The sequence below is a fragment of the Arthrobacter sp. AIWTK1 genome, assembly GCF_056680535.1.
Window position 1 is genome coordinate 2,548,634 of the sequence record NZ_CM155287.1, and the last position, 13,235, is coordinate 2,561,868.

The window sequence follows — 13,235 nt, forward strand, 5'->3', positions numbered from 1 at the left end:
CTAGAACAGGCTTCCGACCGGCTGGATGAGTTCCGGCGAGTCATTTTTTACGTTTCCGACGGCGGTGCCAACCGCATCGATGGTCCAGCCTTCAGCGACGTCGTGCGCACCGGCCCGGACCAGATCCACCAGGCCGGCGGCATCATCCGCCTGCGGATCCAGCCACGCCTGCATGGTCTCGCGGTCCATGGGCAGCGGCACCCTGTCGTGCAGGGCGGTGAGTTCGGCCAGCACTCCCCCGGCGTAGCCGTCCGGCGGCGAGTCCGTGGTCATGATGGAAGTGGACAGCATCCAGCGCTGCGGACCCCCCTCGGGCTTGGACGGATCCTTCCACCATTCATACAAGCCGGCGAATACCAGCGGCCGGCCGTCCTTCGGGTGCACGTAGTAGGGCTGTTTGCCGCGCCCTTCACCCTTCCATTCGTAGTAGCCGTCTGCCGGGACCGCGCAGCGCCTGGACCGGGTCGCCTTGCGGAACGCCGGCTTCTCCAGGACGCTCTCGCTGCGCGCATTGATCATTTTCGAGCCGATGGAAGGGTCCTTGGCCCAGGACGGCACCAGCCCCCAGCGGGCCACGTGCAGTTGCCGGACCGGGCTGCCGTCCACCAGCCGCTCGAGCAGGATGGGCACGTCAGCGGTCGGGGCAACGTTCCACGACGGCGGAACCACCAGCTCCTCTTCCAGTTCGGCGTCAAACTCTGCCAGCAGGTCCCCGACGGCCCTGGCCATCACGTAGCGTCCACACATGGCACCAGCATGCCACCGCCCGCAGGCGGTGTCACCCGGCGTAACCCGCGCAGGGCAGCGGCGCCCCGGCGCCCGGGGAATACCGGCCGCCGGGTTACGGTTGAGGACAAAGACATCTGCTTTGATAACGACGAGCAATTACGAGCTTGAGGAGAACTCCGTGGATTTCACTCCCGAATCCGGCACCATCACCATGTTTTCGACCACCTGGTGCGGCTACTGCAACCGGCTGAAGAAGCAGCTGGACGCGCAGGGCATCGGCTACACCGAGATCAACATCGAAGAAGTCGAAGGCACGGCCGACCTCGTGGAACAGCTCAACGGAGGCAACCGCACCGTCCCCACCGTCCTCTTCCCGGACGGTACCGCCGCCACCAACCCGTCGGCCGCCGAAGTGAAGAGCCGGCTCGCGGCCTAGGCGTTTCGTTTATGGCAGAAGGCCGGGCACCTGGTGCCCGGCCTTCTGTATGCCCCGCCCATGTCAGGGCGGCACGGCCCCGGAAGACCGGCCCCGGGAGCTAGCCCCGCAGGCTGGCGAAGTCCGCGTGCTCCAGCTGCGCATACCCGGCGTAGGTGTTGATGACGGCGGCCTCGATGGCCGCGACGTCGAGTCCGGGGACGAGGTCGTCCACCGCGCCGGCAGTTGCCGGGTCCCAGTCGAGCCCCAGGGCGGCGTAGCTCGCTTCCAGGACTTTCCGGATCGGTGCCGAATTTTCCACCACGATGACCGAGCTGAACAGCCAGCCGCCGGACACCACCCGCTGGGCCGTGCCGATCAGTTTCACCCTGTGCTGCGGATCTGCCGGGTCCAGGCCGTGGACACTGAACTCCCCCGGGCAATACTCACCCGGGATTTCGCCGACGGCGGCGTGGACCCCTGCACTTCGGAGCGCGTCCGCCAGCAGGCCGCCGAAGAAGGCGAAGCGCCCCTTGGCTCCCGCAATGGCATCGGCATGCGGTTCCACATGATCCACGATCAGCGTTCCCTGGTGGTAGGCCGCGGCCCGGCCGCCTGCCTTCCGTACGAGCGGTTCAAAACCAAGGTCCCGGCAAGCCAGGGCAGCAGCCTCAAAGCCCGGAAGGTGCGCGTCGCGCTGGCCGAAGGCGACGGTGGGAGCCGGGCGGTAGAGCCTGAGCGTCGGCCCGATCCGCCCGGTCTTGGCCATGCCCAACAGTTCAATGCCGAATTCCAGGTCCCGGGCCGCCCCCAGCGACTCCTCCTGCCGGACAATGGTCAGCGTGGCTGGTGCGCCGGCCGTGTGCTGCATCTTGCTAAGCTCCCTTATGGTCATTCTGCAATTCCTGGTCGTCGCCGCTGCGTTTGCCGTCATTGACGCCATCTGGCTGAAGACGATGAACCCCTTTTACCGCGGACAGATTGGTGAGCTGCTGGCCGACAAGCCCAATCTAGGGTACGCGGTGGTGTTCTACGTGATCTACATTGCCGGCATTGTCTTCTTCGCCCTGCGCCCCGCGCTCGACGGCGGCAGCTGGCTCAGCGCCGTGGGCTACGGTGCCGCCCTGGGCGCCTTCGCCTACGCCACCTACGACCTCACCAACGCCGCGACGCTGAAGACGTGGCCCTTGCAGCTGATTATCGTGGACATTCTGTGGGGCGCAGCGCTGACGGGCCTGGCCACGCTGGCCGGCTGGCTGGTGTTCCACAAGAATTAGGCGCAGCAGGCCCAGCACACGAACAACAAAGCAACAATAATGGGCTTTCCGCGGCGGCTACGTCTTACGGAGGGTCAGGATCTGTTCTGCCCGGCCGAACGGCCCGGCGAGGTCGTGGAGCACTGTTGACGTCAGCCCGATGCCGTCCGCACCGAAGGAGACGGCGTTGTCCAGGCCAAGCCAGTCGCCGGCGGGTTTCCGGTACATGTGGATCTGCAGGTCAAGGTTGGGGAAGGCGAAGCTGTCCTTGCCCGGAGGTACGCGCGCCGCGATTCCGTTGGCCGTGTCCACCAGGCCCATCAGCCGCGCCAGGTCACCGCTGTCCGCCTTGTCAGTGAGCGGATGCCCGGTACGGAGCCACACCGTTCCGGAGCCCGGCCGGTGTCCGTCCGCTACGCGCATTTCCAGGGAACGGATGTAGCCTCCGGGCCAGACACTGGCGCCGTCGTACGGAGAGCAGTCCTCCGGGCCGGGAATGCGTCCATCTTCCACAGCGGCGACTGCCGAAGTGTCGGAGGTGATCATCCGCCATGCGGTGGCACGGATGGCCACCCGCCCTGCAGCGACGAGTTCGGCCTGCAGCAGTTCAATGGTGCGGCCGGGCCGGAGCGTGGAGGTGACGACCTCGAAGTCGCCGCCCGGGATCAGCCCCAGGATCTCGTAGCTCAGGCGCGCCATGCGGACGTCGTCCCGCGGCGCATGCCGCTCCAGGCAGTCCGCCATGATTCCCGAGGCCGGCGCCATGTGCTGTTCGTGCTCGTTCCAGGCACCCTGGGCGTGAATCGTGGAACGGAACCGTCCGCCGCCCAGTGACTCGTAATAGAACCCGCCCTCGGCAAGTTCCGGAAGTGCAGCAGTCAACGTCGACCCTTTCGCATGGCTGGTGATGATCCCAGAACACACTATCGCCTGCCGGCCCACGGCTGCCCATATCCTCACAGCTCCCGCATATCAGGGCCTCATGGCCGGCGTAAGTCCGAAGCCTAGAAATAATGGCATACCTCCTCTCAAGAACAAACAGCACAAGGGCAGCCGCGTACGGCGCGCCGTCGTGGCCGGAGCCGTTGCCCTCACGCTGTCGGCCGGCGGAGCCACTGCCTGGGCGCTGGACGTCACCTGGCAGCGGCCCGGTGAACACGCATGGGTGCTGGACGGCGCCGTGATCGTGGAGACCAAATCCGGTTCGACGGCAGGCCCGCTGGACCGGCACCTCTGGGCGCACGGCATCCGGCCGTCCCGGATCTCCAAGTTCGCCACCGGAATGGCGGCACTCTGCCCCGGCCTCCCCGCCAACCGCTGGAACCGCACCCTGCGCCGGACGCTTGCACTCCGCCCCGCGGCCTGAACCCGCTACCCCGTATACCCCACACTGCACCGAAGGAAAACACCATGAAAAGCTTCCGCACCTGCCTCTCCGTTACTGCCCTGGCCCTGGCTGTGGGACTGGCCGGCTGCTCAGCCGCCGGCACCACGCCCGCCGGTACCTCAATCACCGGCGGCACCAGTTCAGGAACGTCGGCGTCCTCCGGAACCGCCGAGGCCGTCTCACTGGACACCGTCGCGGCGGACACCCATTACGACGCCGACGACCTCACCTGGGACGCATCGTCCGAAGGAGCCGTGACCCTGGCGGACGGCGCCAGCAGCGTGACCTCAGGTTCGTCGGACGCAGTTAAGGTCGACGGCGATACCGTCACCATCAGTGCTGCCGGAACCTACCGCCTCAGCGGTTCGCTGTCCAACGGTCAGGTGGTGGTGGCCGCCAGCGACAACGACGTGGTCCGCATCATCCTCGACGGCGCGCAGGTGACCAGCTCCACCGGCTCCCCGTTCGTGGTGCAGAGCGCCAACGAAGCAATCGTCTACCTGGCAGACGGAACTTCCAACGCGCTGAGCGACGCCGCCACCTACACGGACCAGGGGGAAGATGCCCCCAACGCCGCGCTGTATTCCAAGGCCGACCTCACCATCGCCGGCGCCGGCTCGCTCACCGTTCACGGCAACTCCAACGACGGCATCTCCGCCAAGGACGGCCTGGTGCTCGCCGCCGGAACCGTGGCGGTGGACGCCAAGGACGACGGGGTCAAATCGGACAACGAGGAAGACGAAGGCCGCGGCTGGGTTCTCATCAACGGCGGCACCCTGAACGTCAGTGCGGGCGACGACGGCATCAAGGCCTTCAACACGCTCACCGTCGCGGCCGGCACCGCCAGGGTGAAAGAGTCCGAGGAAGGGCTGGAGGCCCAGCACATCGTGGTTTCCGGCGGTACCGCCACCGTCACGTCAAACGACGACGGCGTCAACGCTTCCGGCGGCAGCACCGGCACCACCTCGCAGGGCGGCATGGGAGGAGGAATGGGCGGCGGCGAAACCGTGGGCGACTACACCGTGGAGGTCAGCGGCGGATCCCTCACCATCAACTCGCAGGGGAACGGCCTCGGAGCCTTGGACGTCAACGGAGACTCGTGGTTAACGGCGGAACCGTCGCTTCCGCGGGAAGCGCCGGCATGGCGGTGACGCCGGCAACGTCGTCGGCACAGTCCGGCGTCCAGCTGACCTTCGGCTCTTCCCTCCCTGCGGGCACCATCATCCACGTCGCTGATTCCAGCGGCACCGTGGTGGCGACCTTGGTGCGGCGTGAGGCAGCGTCACTGGTCTACTCCTCCGCCGCCATCAAGGCCGGCGGGGAATACACCGTGTACACGGGCGGTACGGCCAAGGCGACAGCCGGCCTCGGAGACGGAACCCTTGACGGCGCCCAGAAGCAGGGCACCGTCACCGCCGGCGAATACACGGCAGCACGCGGTCCCGGCGGCCGCTGACCCGACCGCGACGGAGCAGGGCGGGGAACGACGGCAGTGCCGCCTCCCCCGCCCTGGGCCGTGCCGTCTTTCTCGGGCGTTTTCTGTGCTGTCTTTCTGTGCGCAGCACCCCGCACGGACTAGACTCAGGAGTCGGTTCTCCTAAATACGCTCGGAAGAGGTAATCCCCTGATACGAGTCATCAGCTACAACCTTCGCAAGCACGCGGCACGCGGCGAACTGCTGGATCTGGCCCGCGACTTCGGGATAGATGCCTTGTGCCTGCAGGAATGCGACACCACGGATTTGCCGGACACACTCGGGCCGCTGCATTTGGCCGACTCAACCAAGGGCAACAGGCTGGGCCTCGCCATCTATTACCGGATGGACCGCTTCACGGCCTTCGACACCAACACTTTCGCGTTAAAGAAGTCTTTGCACGACCGAGTCCTGGCCCCGGCGCACGAGCGCCTGATCGGCACCCGGGTGGTGGACAACGAAACAGACCACGAGCTGGTGATCGCCTCGTTCCACGCGGCGCCCCTGACGGCCTCCAATTCGCTGCGACGCAAACAGATCAAGGCGGCGCACGCGGAGCTCCTCGGCATGGGCAGCGGGCTGATGACGCTGATGGTGGGTGATTTCAACTACCCGTTCTTCACCAAGAACCTCACCGAACACATGAAGAATTCGGGCTACGAACTCTCCCTCAGCGACCGGAGGACCTACACGAGGTACAAGGTCTTCAAGGGGCATTTCGACTTTGCCACATCCCTCGGCCTGGACATCGAGAGCGTGGAGACCTTGCCGCGAGGTGCCTCGGACCACCTTCCCATCCTGGTATCCGCTGAATACGGCCAGGATTACGGCCCCATCCAGGGAACACCGCAGCCCTGACGCCACCCACCAGCCCGGGAGGCCCCCAGTGCGCCGCGATTGGATCCTGAAAGCCGTTCCCGGCATCCAGCTGGCACGGACGTACCAGCGGTCCTGGCTCAAGGCCGATCTCGCCGCCGGAGCAGCCCTCAGTGCCGTGTTGATTCCCGCCGGCATGGCCTATGCGGAAGCCGCCGGCCTGCCGGCGGTCACCGGCCTGTACGCGTCCGTGGTTCCGATGCTGTTTTACGCAATATTCGGCCCTGCCCGGATCATTATCGTGGGGCCGGATTCGTCACTGGCTCCCATGATCGCTGCCGCAGTGCTCCCGCTGGCAGGACGGGATCCGGCCCATGCCGTGGCGCTCGCAGGCGTCCTGGCAATCCTGATCGGAATCTTCCTGGTTGCCGGCCGGATCTTCAGGCTGGGTTTCGTCACCGGACTGCTGTCCAAGCCGATCCGGGTGGGCTACCTCAATGGCATCGCACTGGCCATCATGGTCAGCCAATTGCCCAGGCTGCTCGGGATCACTGTCTCGGGAGACTCGCTGCCGGCGCGGGCCACCGAGACAGCCGAAGCCGTACTGCGGGGAGGCACCAATCCTCTGGCGTTGTTGTTTGGCGCTGCCACGGTGGCCATCATCGTCGCCGGCCGGCTCCTTCCAGGAAAGGTGCCCGGCGTACTGCTGGCTGTGGCAGCCTCCATCGCAGCGGCCGCCGCCCTGGACCTCACGGACGACATTTCCATGGTCGGAGCACTCCCGCCGGGCCTTCCGGCACCGGCCCTTGGCGGCATCACCCTGCATGACGTTGCCGGGCTCATAGGGCCAGCGGCGGGTATTGCACTGATCGCCTTTGCCGATACCTCCGCTTTGTCCAAAAGCCTGGCAGGACGACGCGGTATCCACACGAGCGGCAACCAGGAAATGGGGGCGCTGGGCATCGCCAACGTCGCCAGCGGCATGCTGGGCGGCTTCCCGGTGTGCGGCAGTTCGTCCCGGACTCCCATTGCACTCGATGCCGGGGCGCGCACCCCGTTCAGCGGCATCGTGGCCGCGGCGCTGGTGGTCGTCTTTATGGTGGCTGCACCCGGGGTGACAGCCTTCCTCCCCACCACCACACTGGCCGCCGTCGTTATGGTTGCGGCGGCCTCGCTGGTGGATATCAAAACCCTGCTCCGGCTGCTCCGGATGAGCCGGATGGAAACGGCCCTCCTTATCACCACGTTCCTGGGGGTTGCCTTCGTGGGTGTGCTGCAGGGCATCGTCATAGCCGTTGCCCTGTCGCTCATCGCATTCGTCCGGCGGGCGTGGGATCCGTACCGCACCGAGCTGGCAAGCCTGGCGGACGTCCCGGGCTATCACGACCTCAGCCGGCACCCGGAGGGCCAGCGGGTCCCGGGCTTGGTGATCGCCCGCTTCGACGCGCCGCTCTTCTTTGCCAACGGGGCAGTGTTCGCGGAGCACATCCGCAATCTCGTGGCGAAAGCCCCGGGCCCGGTGAACTGGGTCATTGTGGCCGCAGAGGCCATTACGGACCTGGACACCACAGCTTTGGACGACCTCGTGGAACTCGACGACGAACTGGCAGGCCGGGGAATCAGCCTGGTCTTTGCTGAATTAAAGGGACCGGTCAAGGACCGCCTGCTCAGGTTCGGCGTGAGCAGCCGGTTCGGTCCGGACCACTTCTTCCCCACGGTCAACAACGCAGTGCGCACCTACAAGCGGACATTCGGGATCTAGCCGCTGTTGTTATCCGGCTCAGTCGGAACCCAGCGGAATCACTTCGATGCGGGATCCCGGGCCCGCGACCACCAGTACTCGGTCCGCCGCGACGCCCTCCAGCGCCTGGGCCAGCCGTTCGGGCAGGTCACCCGGGGTCGCCTCCGCAGCGCCGGGGATCCCGGCGCCGGGGATCCCTGCGTCGGGGATCCCGGCGTCGGGGATCCCGGCGTCGGGGGTCAGGACTTGCGCCTTCCGCCACACGATCACGCTCGCGCCGGTAACCTCTGCCGCGGCGCGCACCAGTAGTTCCGGGTCACCCGCGGCCACCAGGATCAGTTTCCGCACTGTGCGCTTCCGTGGCGCGGCGGCGGCGGTGAGTGAACGGTCATGCCGCCACACCGCGAAGTGGTATCCGGCGGCAAGTCCCGTGGCCACGAGCAGTCCCAAGGGCGCCCGGATGCGGTCCACCAGGCTTCCGCCGCTGACGTCGTCGAGCAGGAATTCGAAGACACGGTATCCGATGACCAAGAGCGTGATGACAGCGACCACCGCGCTCAGGCCGAAAACTGCAATCAGGTACACGCGCCGGCCACGGCGGCCAAGTTCGGTCGGTTCCGGCGGAACCCATGGTTTCCAGGTTAGCCACCACAGCGGCCCGCCAACGGCCAGGGCACTGATGCCGCCGAGCAGGAGCGTACGAATGCCGTCGCCGGCCAGTGGCGTCGCCGCGATGCTGAGGACGGAGTTGACCACGATGCCGATTCCAGAGGCCGCGGCCACCAGGCCGACCCCGGATGTCACAAGCTTTGCCGACTGCCGGGTGGTTTCGGACCGTCCCATGGAGACGATCCGGTGGTAGGCCCAGACGAGGGAACCCACTGAGCCCGCCGCAATTGCCGCGCCGAGGGGTTCCAGGATTTCGCTCACCGGGTCGGTGCGGTCAAACGCAAGCCGGAGCAGGACGAGCAGGGCGGTTCCGCTGCCGCCGACGGTCAGGAGGACAGCCCCGAGGATTCCGGCCACCACCAGTGCCACGTCGGCGAAATCCGTCTTGAGACGGCGTCCGCCGTCGTGGATCCAATGCCACCACCAGATGGCGGCGCCACCGGCGCCCCAGGCCAGCGACTGCAGAGCGAACCTCCACCACGGATTCCCGATGGACGCCGACGCGGTAAAGCCCTGGATGGCGGTGTCCAGGAGATTCGCGAGCGCTGTGACGGTGCCCCCCACACCGATGATGAGCCCGAATACTGCCCCCACAACCGTGGGAACGTCCGGAATCAGCGACGGGCTCTTGCGCGGATGCTGCCACATCCAGCGGTGCCATGCCAGCACTCCCGCCCACACCAGTCCATTGGACAGCGACAGCTGCCAGCCCAGCCGTTCGCCTCCGATCACGGCTGCCAGTGCGCTGAGTAGCCCCGTGGCCGATGTGATGAGCGAGACCGCATACACGCCGGTCAGGTACAGCCCCCAGCCCGCGGACGACCGCTCAACCGCGTCGTCGAGCCGCCGCCACACGAACCACCAGAGCACCGCAGCCATGGGGCCGCCGATCAGCGTGAACGCAAGCGAACGGGCGAGGCCTGCCACATCGCCGGCGACGAGCACCGTGCCTGCGCCCAGGACCCTGCCCAGCAGGCCGCTCAGGCCGATGGCCGTCACCACGACCAGCGCGAAGAGCAGCGTGTACACGATGAGTCGTCGGACCGCCGGCTGGGCGGACCCGGCCGCGGGTGCAGGCACTGTCCGGGCGGCGGTCATTGCTTCACCGTCCTGTTCGTGCAGATCCTGAGCTGCCACGGCGCTGAATCGATCAGCCATTTTCCGTCCGTCTTGACGAGATCGAACACATCCTCCATTTCGTATTCCGAGTTACCGAAGGGTCCGCCCCCGTTCGACACCACAATCAGCACCCGTACGTCGGCGGACGACGCGCGCTCCGTGGTGGACACCAGTGTGACCCGAAGGTTGTCCGTGGCAGCCCGCTCAAAGTCCACGCACTGCTTCCGCGCGGATTCCGTGAGGTAGGCGGAAGCGGCAGACTCATCGCCGTCGATGACAGCGGCGGAGTAGCGCTGCACCACTCCCTGGGGCGTGGATTCGTCCAGCAGGGCCGGTTCGCCCCGCGAGAAGACCACGGCCAGGGCAGCCACCGCCAGGACGGCAATAACTGCCAGGATGATCACGAGTATCCTGGTCGGTCTTCCCGCCGCTGCTTCCATGTGGTCAGTATGTCGCACTGCCCGGACCCTAGCTACGGTACTTTAGGCCCTATCAGCGGTGGCGGGCATCCACGAGGCTGGAGACAATCGTTGCCCCATGGGAAAAGGAATCATGCGCCGAGCACTGGCTGCCGTGTTGCTTATACTGCTTGGACTGCTCTGCGGTTCAGCCGTCGCCCTGGCGGATCCGCCGGTGGGGATCGTGGTGGAGGACAGCGCCGGAGTACTGGACCGCACCCGGCTGGTCTCCGCGGTGGAAGCCATTGACTTCTACGAACCTACCCGGGTTGCCGTGTTCACGTATAGGGGCTCGGCGGAGGCCAACCTCAACGAAGAAGTCCTTCGCTTCGCCCGGGCCGAACATCCGGAATGGATCAGCGGGGACGGCCAGAAATGGGCGGACGGTCTCTTCATCTTCGCGGTGGACCCGGTGGGACGGCACGTGGGCACCTACATGGGTGAGGACCGCAAGGTGTCCCTGGAGCAGCGTGAGGACATCCAGAACGCCTCCAAGGACCTGCTTCGGGATGCACAATGGACCGACGGAACCATCGCCGGCATCCGTCGGGGAGCGGAACTGATCAACCAGCCCTGGTACCGGTCCACGGCGTTCCTGGTCACGGCATGGAGTTCCCTGGTCGCAGCCGTCCTCGGGGCCGCCACCTGGCTGATTGTACGCTGGCGGACCAGGGCGGACAGCCGCAGGGAGCTTGCACGCGGGGACACCAGCTACGCCAACGTCAGCATGGATCTGCAGGTCACTGAGCTCAACGCCGGCACCATCCCGGAGTCCTCACGGTACGGCAGCACTGTCCTGGAGAAGCACCGCAGCTTCCTGGCCAAGTACAACGCCGCCACCCAGCTGGCCAACCAGGCGCACGCATTGACGCCACGGGCGCTGAGCCGACGCCCGAACCTGAAGCTGGTCCGGAATTACGCCGACGCATCGGCTGAACTGGATGCCCTGGATGACGTCATCGCCGACACCAACGCCCTGCTGAACCGGGGATCAGCGTGGGCATCCGCGTGGGACCGGCAACTGGCGCCCTTCCGCAGTGACCTGGCTGCCCTCGAACAGATGCTCAGCAAACGGCACGCCGCGGGCGACTCGGCGACGGCCGCGGCGCTCCGGTCATTCCGTGACCAGAGCCACCGGGAGATCGAGCGGTGGTCGGCTGAACTCGCCGACGGCACCATAACCCCTGAAACGGCACTGGACCGGCTGCGGGATGCGCGGACGCATCTGACCGAGCTGCTGAAGAACCACGCCGACACGGTAATCCAAGGCTTCGCCAAGACCGAGCGGGAAGCCAAGCTCATGCGCGAGGAGATGGAAAGCGCGCAGGCCGGCACCAAGGTCAAGCACCGCCGCACCTACGAGCCCAGCATCCTTGGCACGGTCTATCCGTCGTACTACTTTTTCTCGGTCCCGGCCTTCAACACGGGATTCAGCACCGGGGTGGGCAGCGTCAGCACGGCCCGCGGCGGTGGCAGCACAACCGGCTACGGCGGCAGCGGCGGCAGTTTTTCCGGGTCCGGGAGTTCCTCCAGTTTCTAGGCCCGCTTCCGGGACTGAGCTGGCGGCCGGCGGGCACCTGAGACCTCCCGCCGGGTCTCGACAAGGATCCCTGATCGGAGGAAGCTGGGCATCGTAAAGCGATCACTCCATCGGTTCGCCGCGTCGATTAGGACCTGGCAGACCGACTCCGCTGTCCGGTCGCGCTTGCGGGCCCGGACAGCCCTATCCGCAACTCCCGATTGATGGAGAGAGCCATGACCACGAACGTTGTCGCTCAACTCGCAGTAAAATCCCACAATTCACCGGACGAAAAGCGCCGCCCCGACAAGACGGAAGTGGATCTTGTATCCGTCGACGCCTACACGATCGGAAGATTCACCTTCCAACCGGGCTGGCGATGGTCCGACTGCATCAAGCCCGTAGCCAAGACGGATTCATGCCAGCTCAGCCACGTTGGCTTTTGCGTTTCCGGCAGACTCACGGTCCAGACCTCTGACGGCAACCAGATCCACATCGCCGCTGATGACTCCTACACCATCCCGCCAGGGCATGACGCATGGGTCGAAGGAGACGAACCCTTCACGGGTGTCGAGTTCGTCAGCGCCGCCGTGTTCGCCAAGGCCCCGGAATAGCAGACCGGCTGCGGCGGGGCGCCCGGTTCACTGCGCGCTCCCCGTTCACTGCGCCGGGTGAATCCTGTCAATGACGAAATCCCCGCCGGGGATGACGGTGGTTTCATGGCCGTCGTCGAACCGCACCACGTAGGGCGGAGCTCCGTCGGCGCCATGAACCTCAATGATCTGGCCATGCCGCTCCGCGGATCCGACCGTCTTGCCCCGGATTGTGATCCGGTCTCCCTGGGTTGCCTTCATGGCAATCACCTCCAAGCACCAGATTACGAGGGTGCGGGCGGCGAAAACAGGGCCGTTGCGCACTGGCAGTTGGCGGGTGCCGGGCGGGACGTCACGCGGGATCAACCTGCACCTGGCGCCAGCGGGCGCCTGGCAGGATTATTGGGATACTACGGATGACCTTGGCAGAGGACCCAGGGGGAACGGCTATGACGGAGGAAAAGCCCACGAGCTGGTGGGCTACGCTGCCCGGTCTGCTGACCGCCGCCGCCGCGGTGATTACCGCCGTGACGGGGCTGCTGCTCGGCTTGGGGCAGCTGGGGATTTTCGACGCCGGCCGGCCCGCCGCATCGACGGCGGGCGCTTCCGCAAGCGGCCCCGCCCGGCCAGGCGGCGTTGTTCCGCCGTCCGTTACTGCATCCGGCACCGGTAACAGCGCGGAGTGGGCCGTTGCCCTGCCGGCCGGGCGCAACTACAGGGCAGCCGACGTCGAATACGAAATTCTCGACGCCCGTGCGCGCCCTGATGTGTCAGGGAAGGTCGCACTGACTTTCACGCTCAGATGCACCAACCACGGCAGGTACGACATCAACTTTTGGGACGCAGCGTTCAGGCTGAACGTGGGCGGAGTCAGCCATTCCCCCGATTCGGGGCTGAACGAAGTGGTGGGAGGCGATTCAAGCACGTCGGGCGAGGTCCGCTTCACTATCCCTGCGGACACGCGCGCCGCAGTGCTGCGCATCAAATTCGCGCAGGGCGAGAGCACGGTTCAGGTCGGGATGTCGCCGATCTGAACACCGGCCGCCACTCGGCTACAGG

General features: G+C 66.3%; 16 protein-coding genes. 10 read left to right on the plus strand and 6 right to left on the minus strand.

Annotation, left to right across the window (positions count from 1 at the left end; genetic code table 11):
- Nucleotides 1–729 carry an SOS response-associated peptidase gene (locus AC1MDG_RS11645; protein ID WP_479803999.1) on the minus strand — a complete coding sequence of 243 codons (729 nt, stop codon included), beginning with the start codon at nt 727–729 and terminating at the stop codon, nt 1–3.
- A gap of 178 nt (nt 730–907) precedes the next feature.
- Here AC1MDG_RS11645 and AC1MDG_RS11650 point away from each other — a divergent pair, with 178 nt between their 5' ends.
- Entirely contained in the window at nt 908–1,165 is a 258-nt protein-coding gene (locus AC1MDG_RS11650) for a mycoredoxin (protein ID WP_011692168.1), read from the plus strand.
- 100 nt (nt 1,166–1,265) lie between these two features.
- Here AC1MDG_RS11650 and AC1MDG_RS11655 read toward each other — a convergent pair whose 3' ends face one another.
- Nucleotides 1,266–2,039: a lipoate--protein ligase family protein gene (locus AC1MDG_RS11655; protein ID WP_479804000.1), complete on the minus strand. Its 774-nt coding sequence runs from the start codon at nt 2,037–2,039 to the stop codon at nt 1,266–1,268.
- Between AC1MDG_RS11655 and AC1MDG_RS11660 the strand changes: the two genes are divergently transcribed.
- Nucleotides 2,032–2,421 carry a DUF2177 family protein gene (locus AC1MDG_RS11660; protein ID WP_043481932.1) on the plus strand — a complete coding sequence of 130 codons (390 nt, stop codon included), beginning with the start codon at nt 2,032–2,034 and terminating at the stop codon, nt 2,419–2,421. The two genes, AC1MDG_RS11655 and AC1MDG_RS11660, sit on opposite strands and share 8 nt — an antisense overlap.
- A gap of 57 nt (nt 2,422–2,478) precedes the next feature.
- Here AC1MDG_RS11660 and AC1MDG_RS11665 read toward each other — a convergent pair whose 3' ends face one another.
- Nucleotides 2,479–3,282, minus strand: coding sequence for a thioesterase family protein (locus tag AC1MDG_RS11665; protein ID WP_043481934.1), 804 nt, complete (start codon nt 3,280–3,282; stop codon nt 2,479–2,481).
- A gap of 190 nt (nt 3,283–3,472) precedes the next feature.
- On the opposite strand from AC1MDG_RS11665, the gene AC1MDG_RS11670 reads away from it, so the two are divergent.
- The 5 genes from AC1MDG_RS11670 to AC1MDG_RS11690 all read left to right on the plus strand — a co-directional run bounded on the left by AC1MDG_RS11670 (nt 3,473) and on the right by AC1MDG_RS11690 (nt 7,839).
- Nucleotides 3,473–3,766, plus strand: coding sequence for a hypothetical protein (locus AC1MDG_RS11670; protein WP_479804001.1), 294 nt, complete (start codon nt 3,473–3,475; stop codon nt 3,764–3,766).
- 44 nt (nt 3,767–3,810) lie between these two features.
- Nucleotides 3,811–4,938 (plus strand): carbohydrate-binding domain-containing protein, encoded by a 1,128-nt coding sequence (locus tag AC1MDG_RS11675; protein ID WP_479804002.1) that lies wholly within the window; start codon nt 3,811–3,813, stop codon nt 4,936–4,938.
- The gene (locus tag AC1MDG_RS11680; protein WP_479804003.1) at nt 4,929–5,243 is read left to right on the plus strand and encodes a hypothetical protein; all 315 of its coding nucleotides are present in this window, start codon (nt 4,929–4,931) and stop codon (nt 5,241–5,243) included. Before AC1MDG_RS11675 ends, AC1MDG_RS11680 begins: the two co-directional genes overlap by 10 nt.
- A gap of 171 nt (nt 5,244–5,414) precedes the next feature.
- Complete coding sequence (locus tag AC1MDG_RS11685; protein WP_043429816.1) at nt 5,415–6,119, plus strand: endonuclease/exonuclease/phosphatase family protein; 705 nt, start codon at nt 5,415–5,417, stop codon at nt 6,117–6,119.
- 28 nt (nt 6,120–6,147) lie between these two features.
- Nucleotides 6,148–7,839, plus strand: coding sequence for a SulP family inorganic anion transporter (locus AC1MDG_RS11690; RefSeq protein WP_479804004.1), 1,692 nt, complete (start codon nt 6,148–6,150; stop codon nt 7,837–7,839).
- Nucleotides 7,840–7,857: 18 nt separating this feature from the next.
- Here AC1MDG_RS11690 and AC1MDG_RS11695 read toward each other — a convergent pair whose 3' ends face one another.
- The gene (locus AC1MDG_RS11695; RefSeq protein WP_479804005.1) at nt 7,858–9,645 is read right to left on the minus strand and encodes a DUF5671 domain-containing protein; all 1,788 of its coding nucleotides are present in this window, start codon (nt 9,643–9,645) and stop codon (nt 7,858–7,860) included.
- On the minus strand, nt 9,582–10,010 hold the full coding sequence (locus tag AC1MDG_RS11700) for an LpqB family beta-propeller domain-containing protein (protein WP_479804006.1): 429 nt from the start codon (nt 10,008–10,010) through the stop codon (nt 9,582–9,584). The genes AC1MDG_RS11695 and AC1MDG_RS11700 overlap by 64 nt, the downstream gene beginning before the upstream one ends.
- A gap of 148 nt (nt 10,011–10,158) precedes the next feature.
- Here AC1MDG_RS11700 and AC1MDG_RS11705 point away from each other — a divergent pair, with 148 nt between their 5' ends.
- Together AC1MDG_RS11705 and AC1MDG_RS11710 are read left to right on the plus strand one after the other, a co-directional pair.
- On the plus strand, nt 10,159–11,604 hold the full coding sequence (locus AC1MDG_RS11705; RefSeq protein ID WP_479804007.1) for a DUF5129 domain-containing protein: 1,446 nt from the start codon (nt 10,159–10,161) through the stop codon (nt 11,602–11,604).
- A gap of 215 nt (nt 11,605–11,819) precedes the next feature.
- On the plus strand, nt 11,820–12,197 hold the full coding sequence (locus tag AC1MDG_RS11710) for a cupin domain-containing protein (protein WP_479804008.1): 378 nt from the start codon (nt 11,820–11,822) through the stop codon (nt 12,195–12,197).
- A 45-nt stretch (nt 12,198–12,242) separates the two neighbouring features.
- Here the strand turns inward: AC1MDG_RS11710 and AC1MDG_RS11715 are convergent, their stop codons facing one another.
- Nucleotides 12,243–12,437, minus strand: a complete 195-nt coding sequence (locus tag AC1MDG_RS11715; RefSeq protein WP_479804009.1) for a DUF1918 domain-containing protein — start codon at nt 12,435–12,437, stop codon at nt 12,243–12,245.
- Nucleotides 12,438–12,625: 188 nt separating this feature from the next.
- Here AC1MDG_RS11715 and AC1MDG_RS11720 point away from each other — a divergent pair, with 188 nt between their 5' ends.
- On the plus strand, nt 12,626–13,210 hold the full coding sequence (locus tag AC1MDG_RS11720) for a hypothetical protein (RefSeq protein WP_479804010.1): 585 nt from the start codon (nt 12,626–12,628) through the stop codon (nt 13,208–13,210).
- Nucleotides 13,211–13,235: the final 25 nt, after the last annotated feature.

Excerpts from the sequence above, each read along its gene's own strand:
- AC1MDG_RS11645 (WP_479803999.1), bottom strand. The coding sequence starts at position 729 with ATGGCCAGGGCCGTCGGGGACCTGCTGGCAGAGTTTGACGCCGAACTG.
- AC1MDG_RS11660 (WP_043481932.1), top strand. The coding sequence starts at position 2,032 with ATGGTCATTCTGCAATTCCTGGTCGTCGCCGCTGCGTTTGCCGTCATT.
- AC1MDG_RS11655 (WP_479804000.1), bottom strand. The coding sequence starts at position 2,039 with ATGACCATAAGGGAGCTTAGCAAGATGCAGCACACGGCCGGCGCACCA.
- AC1MDG_RS11675 (WP_479804002.1), top strand. The coding sequence starts at position 3,811 with ATGAAAAGCTTCCGCACCTGCCTCTCCGTTACTGCCCTGGCCCTGGCT.
- AC1MDG_RS11680 (WP_479804003.1), top strand. The coding sequence starts at position 4,929 with ATGGCGGTGACGCCGGCAACGTCGTCGGCACAGTCCGGCGTCCAGCTG.
- AC1MDG_RS11695 (WP_479804005.1), bottom strand. The coding sequence starts at position 9,645 with ATGGCTGATCGATTCAGCGCCGTGGCAGCTCAGGATCTGCACGAACAG.
- AC1MDG_RS11705 (WP_479804007.1), top strand. The coding sequence starts at position 10,159 with ATGCGCCGAGCACTGGCTGCCGTGTTGCTTATACTGCTTGGACTGCTC.
- AC1MDG_RS11710 (WP_479804008.1), top strand. The coding sequence starts at position 11,820 with ATGACCACGAACGTTGTCGCTCAACTCGCAGTAAAATCCCACAATTCA.
- AC1MDG_RS11715 (WP_479804009.1), bottom strand. The coding sequence starts at position 12,437 with ATGAAGGCAACCCAGGGAGACCGGATCACAATCCGGGGCAAGACGGTC.
- AC1MDG_RS11720 (WP_479804010.1), top strand. The coding sequence starts at position 12,626 with ATGACGGAGGAAAAGCCCACGAGCTGGTGGGCTACGCTGCCCGGTCTG.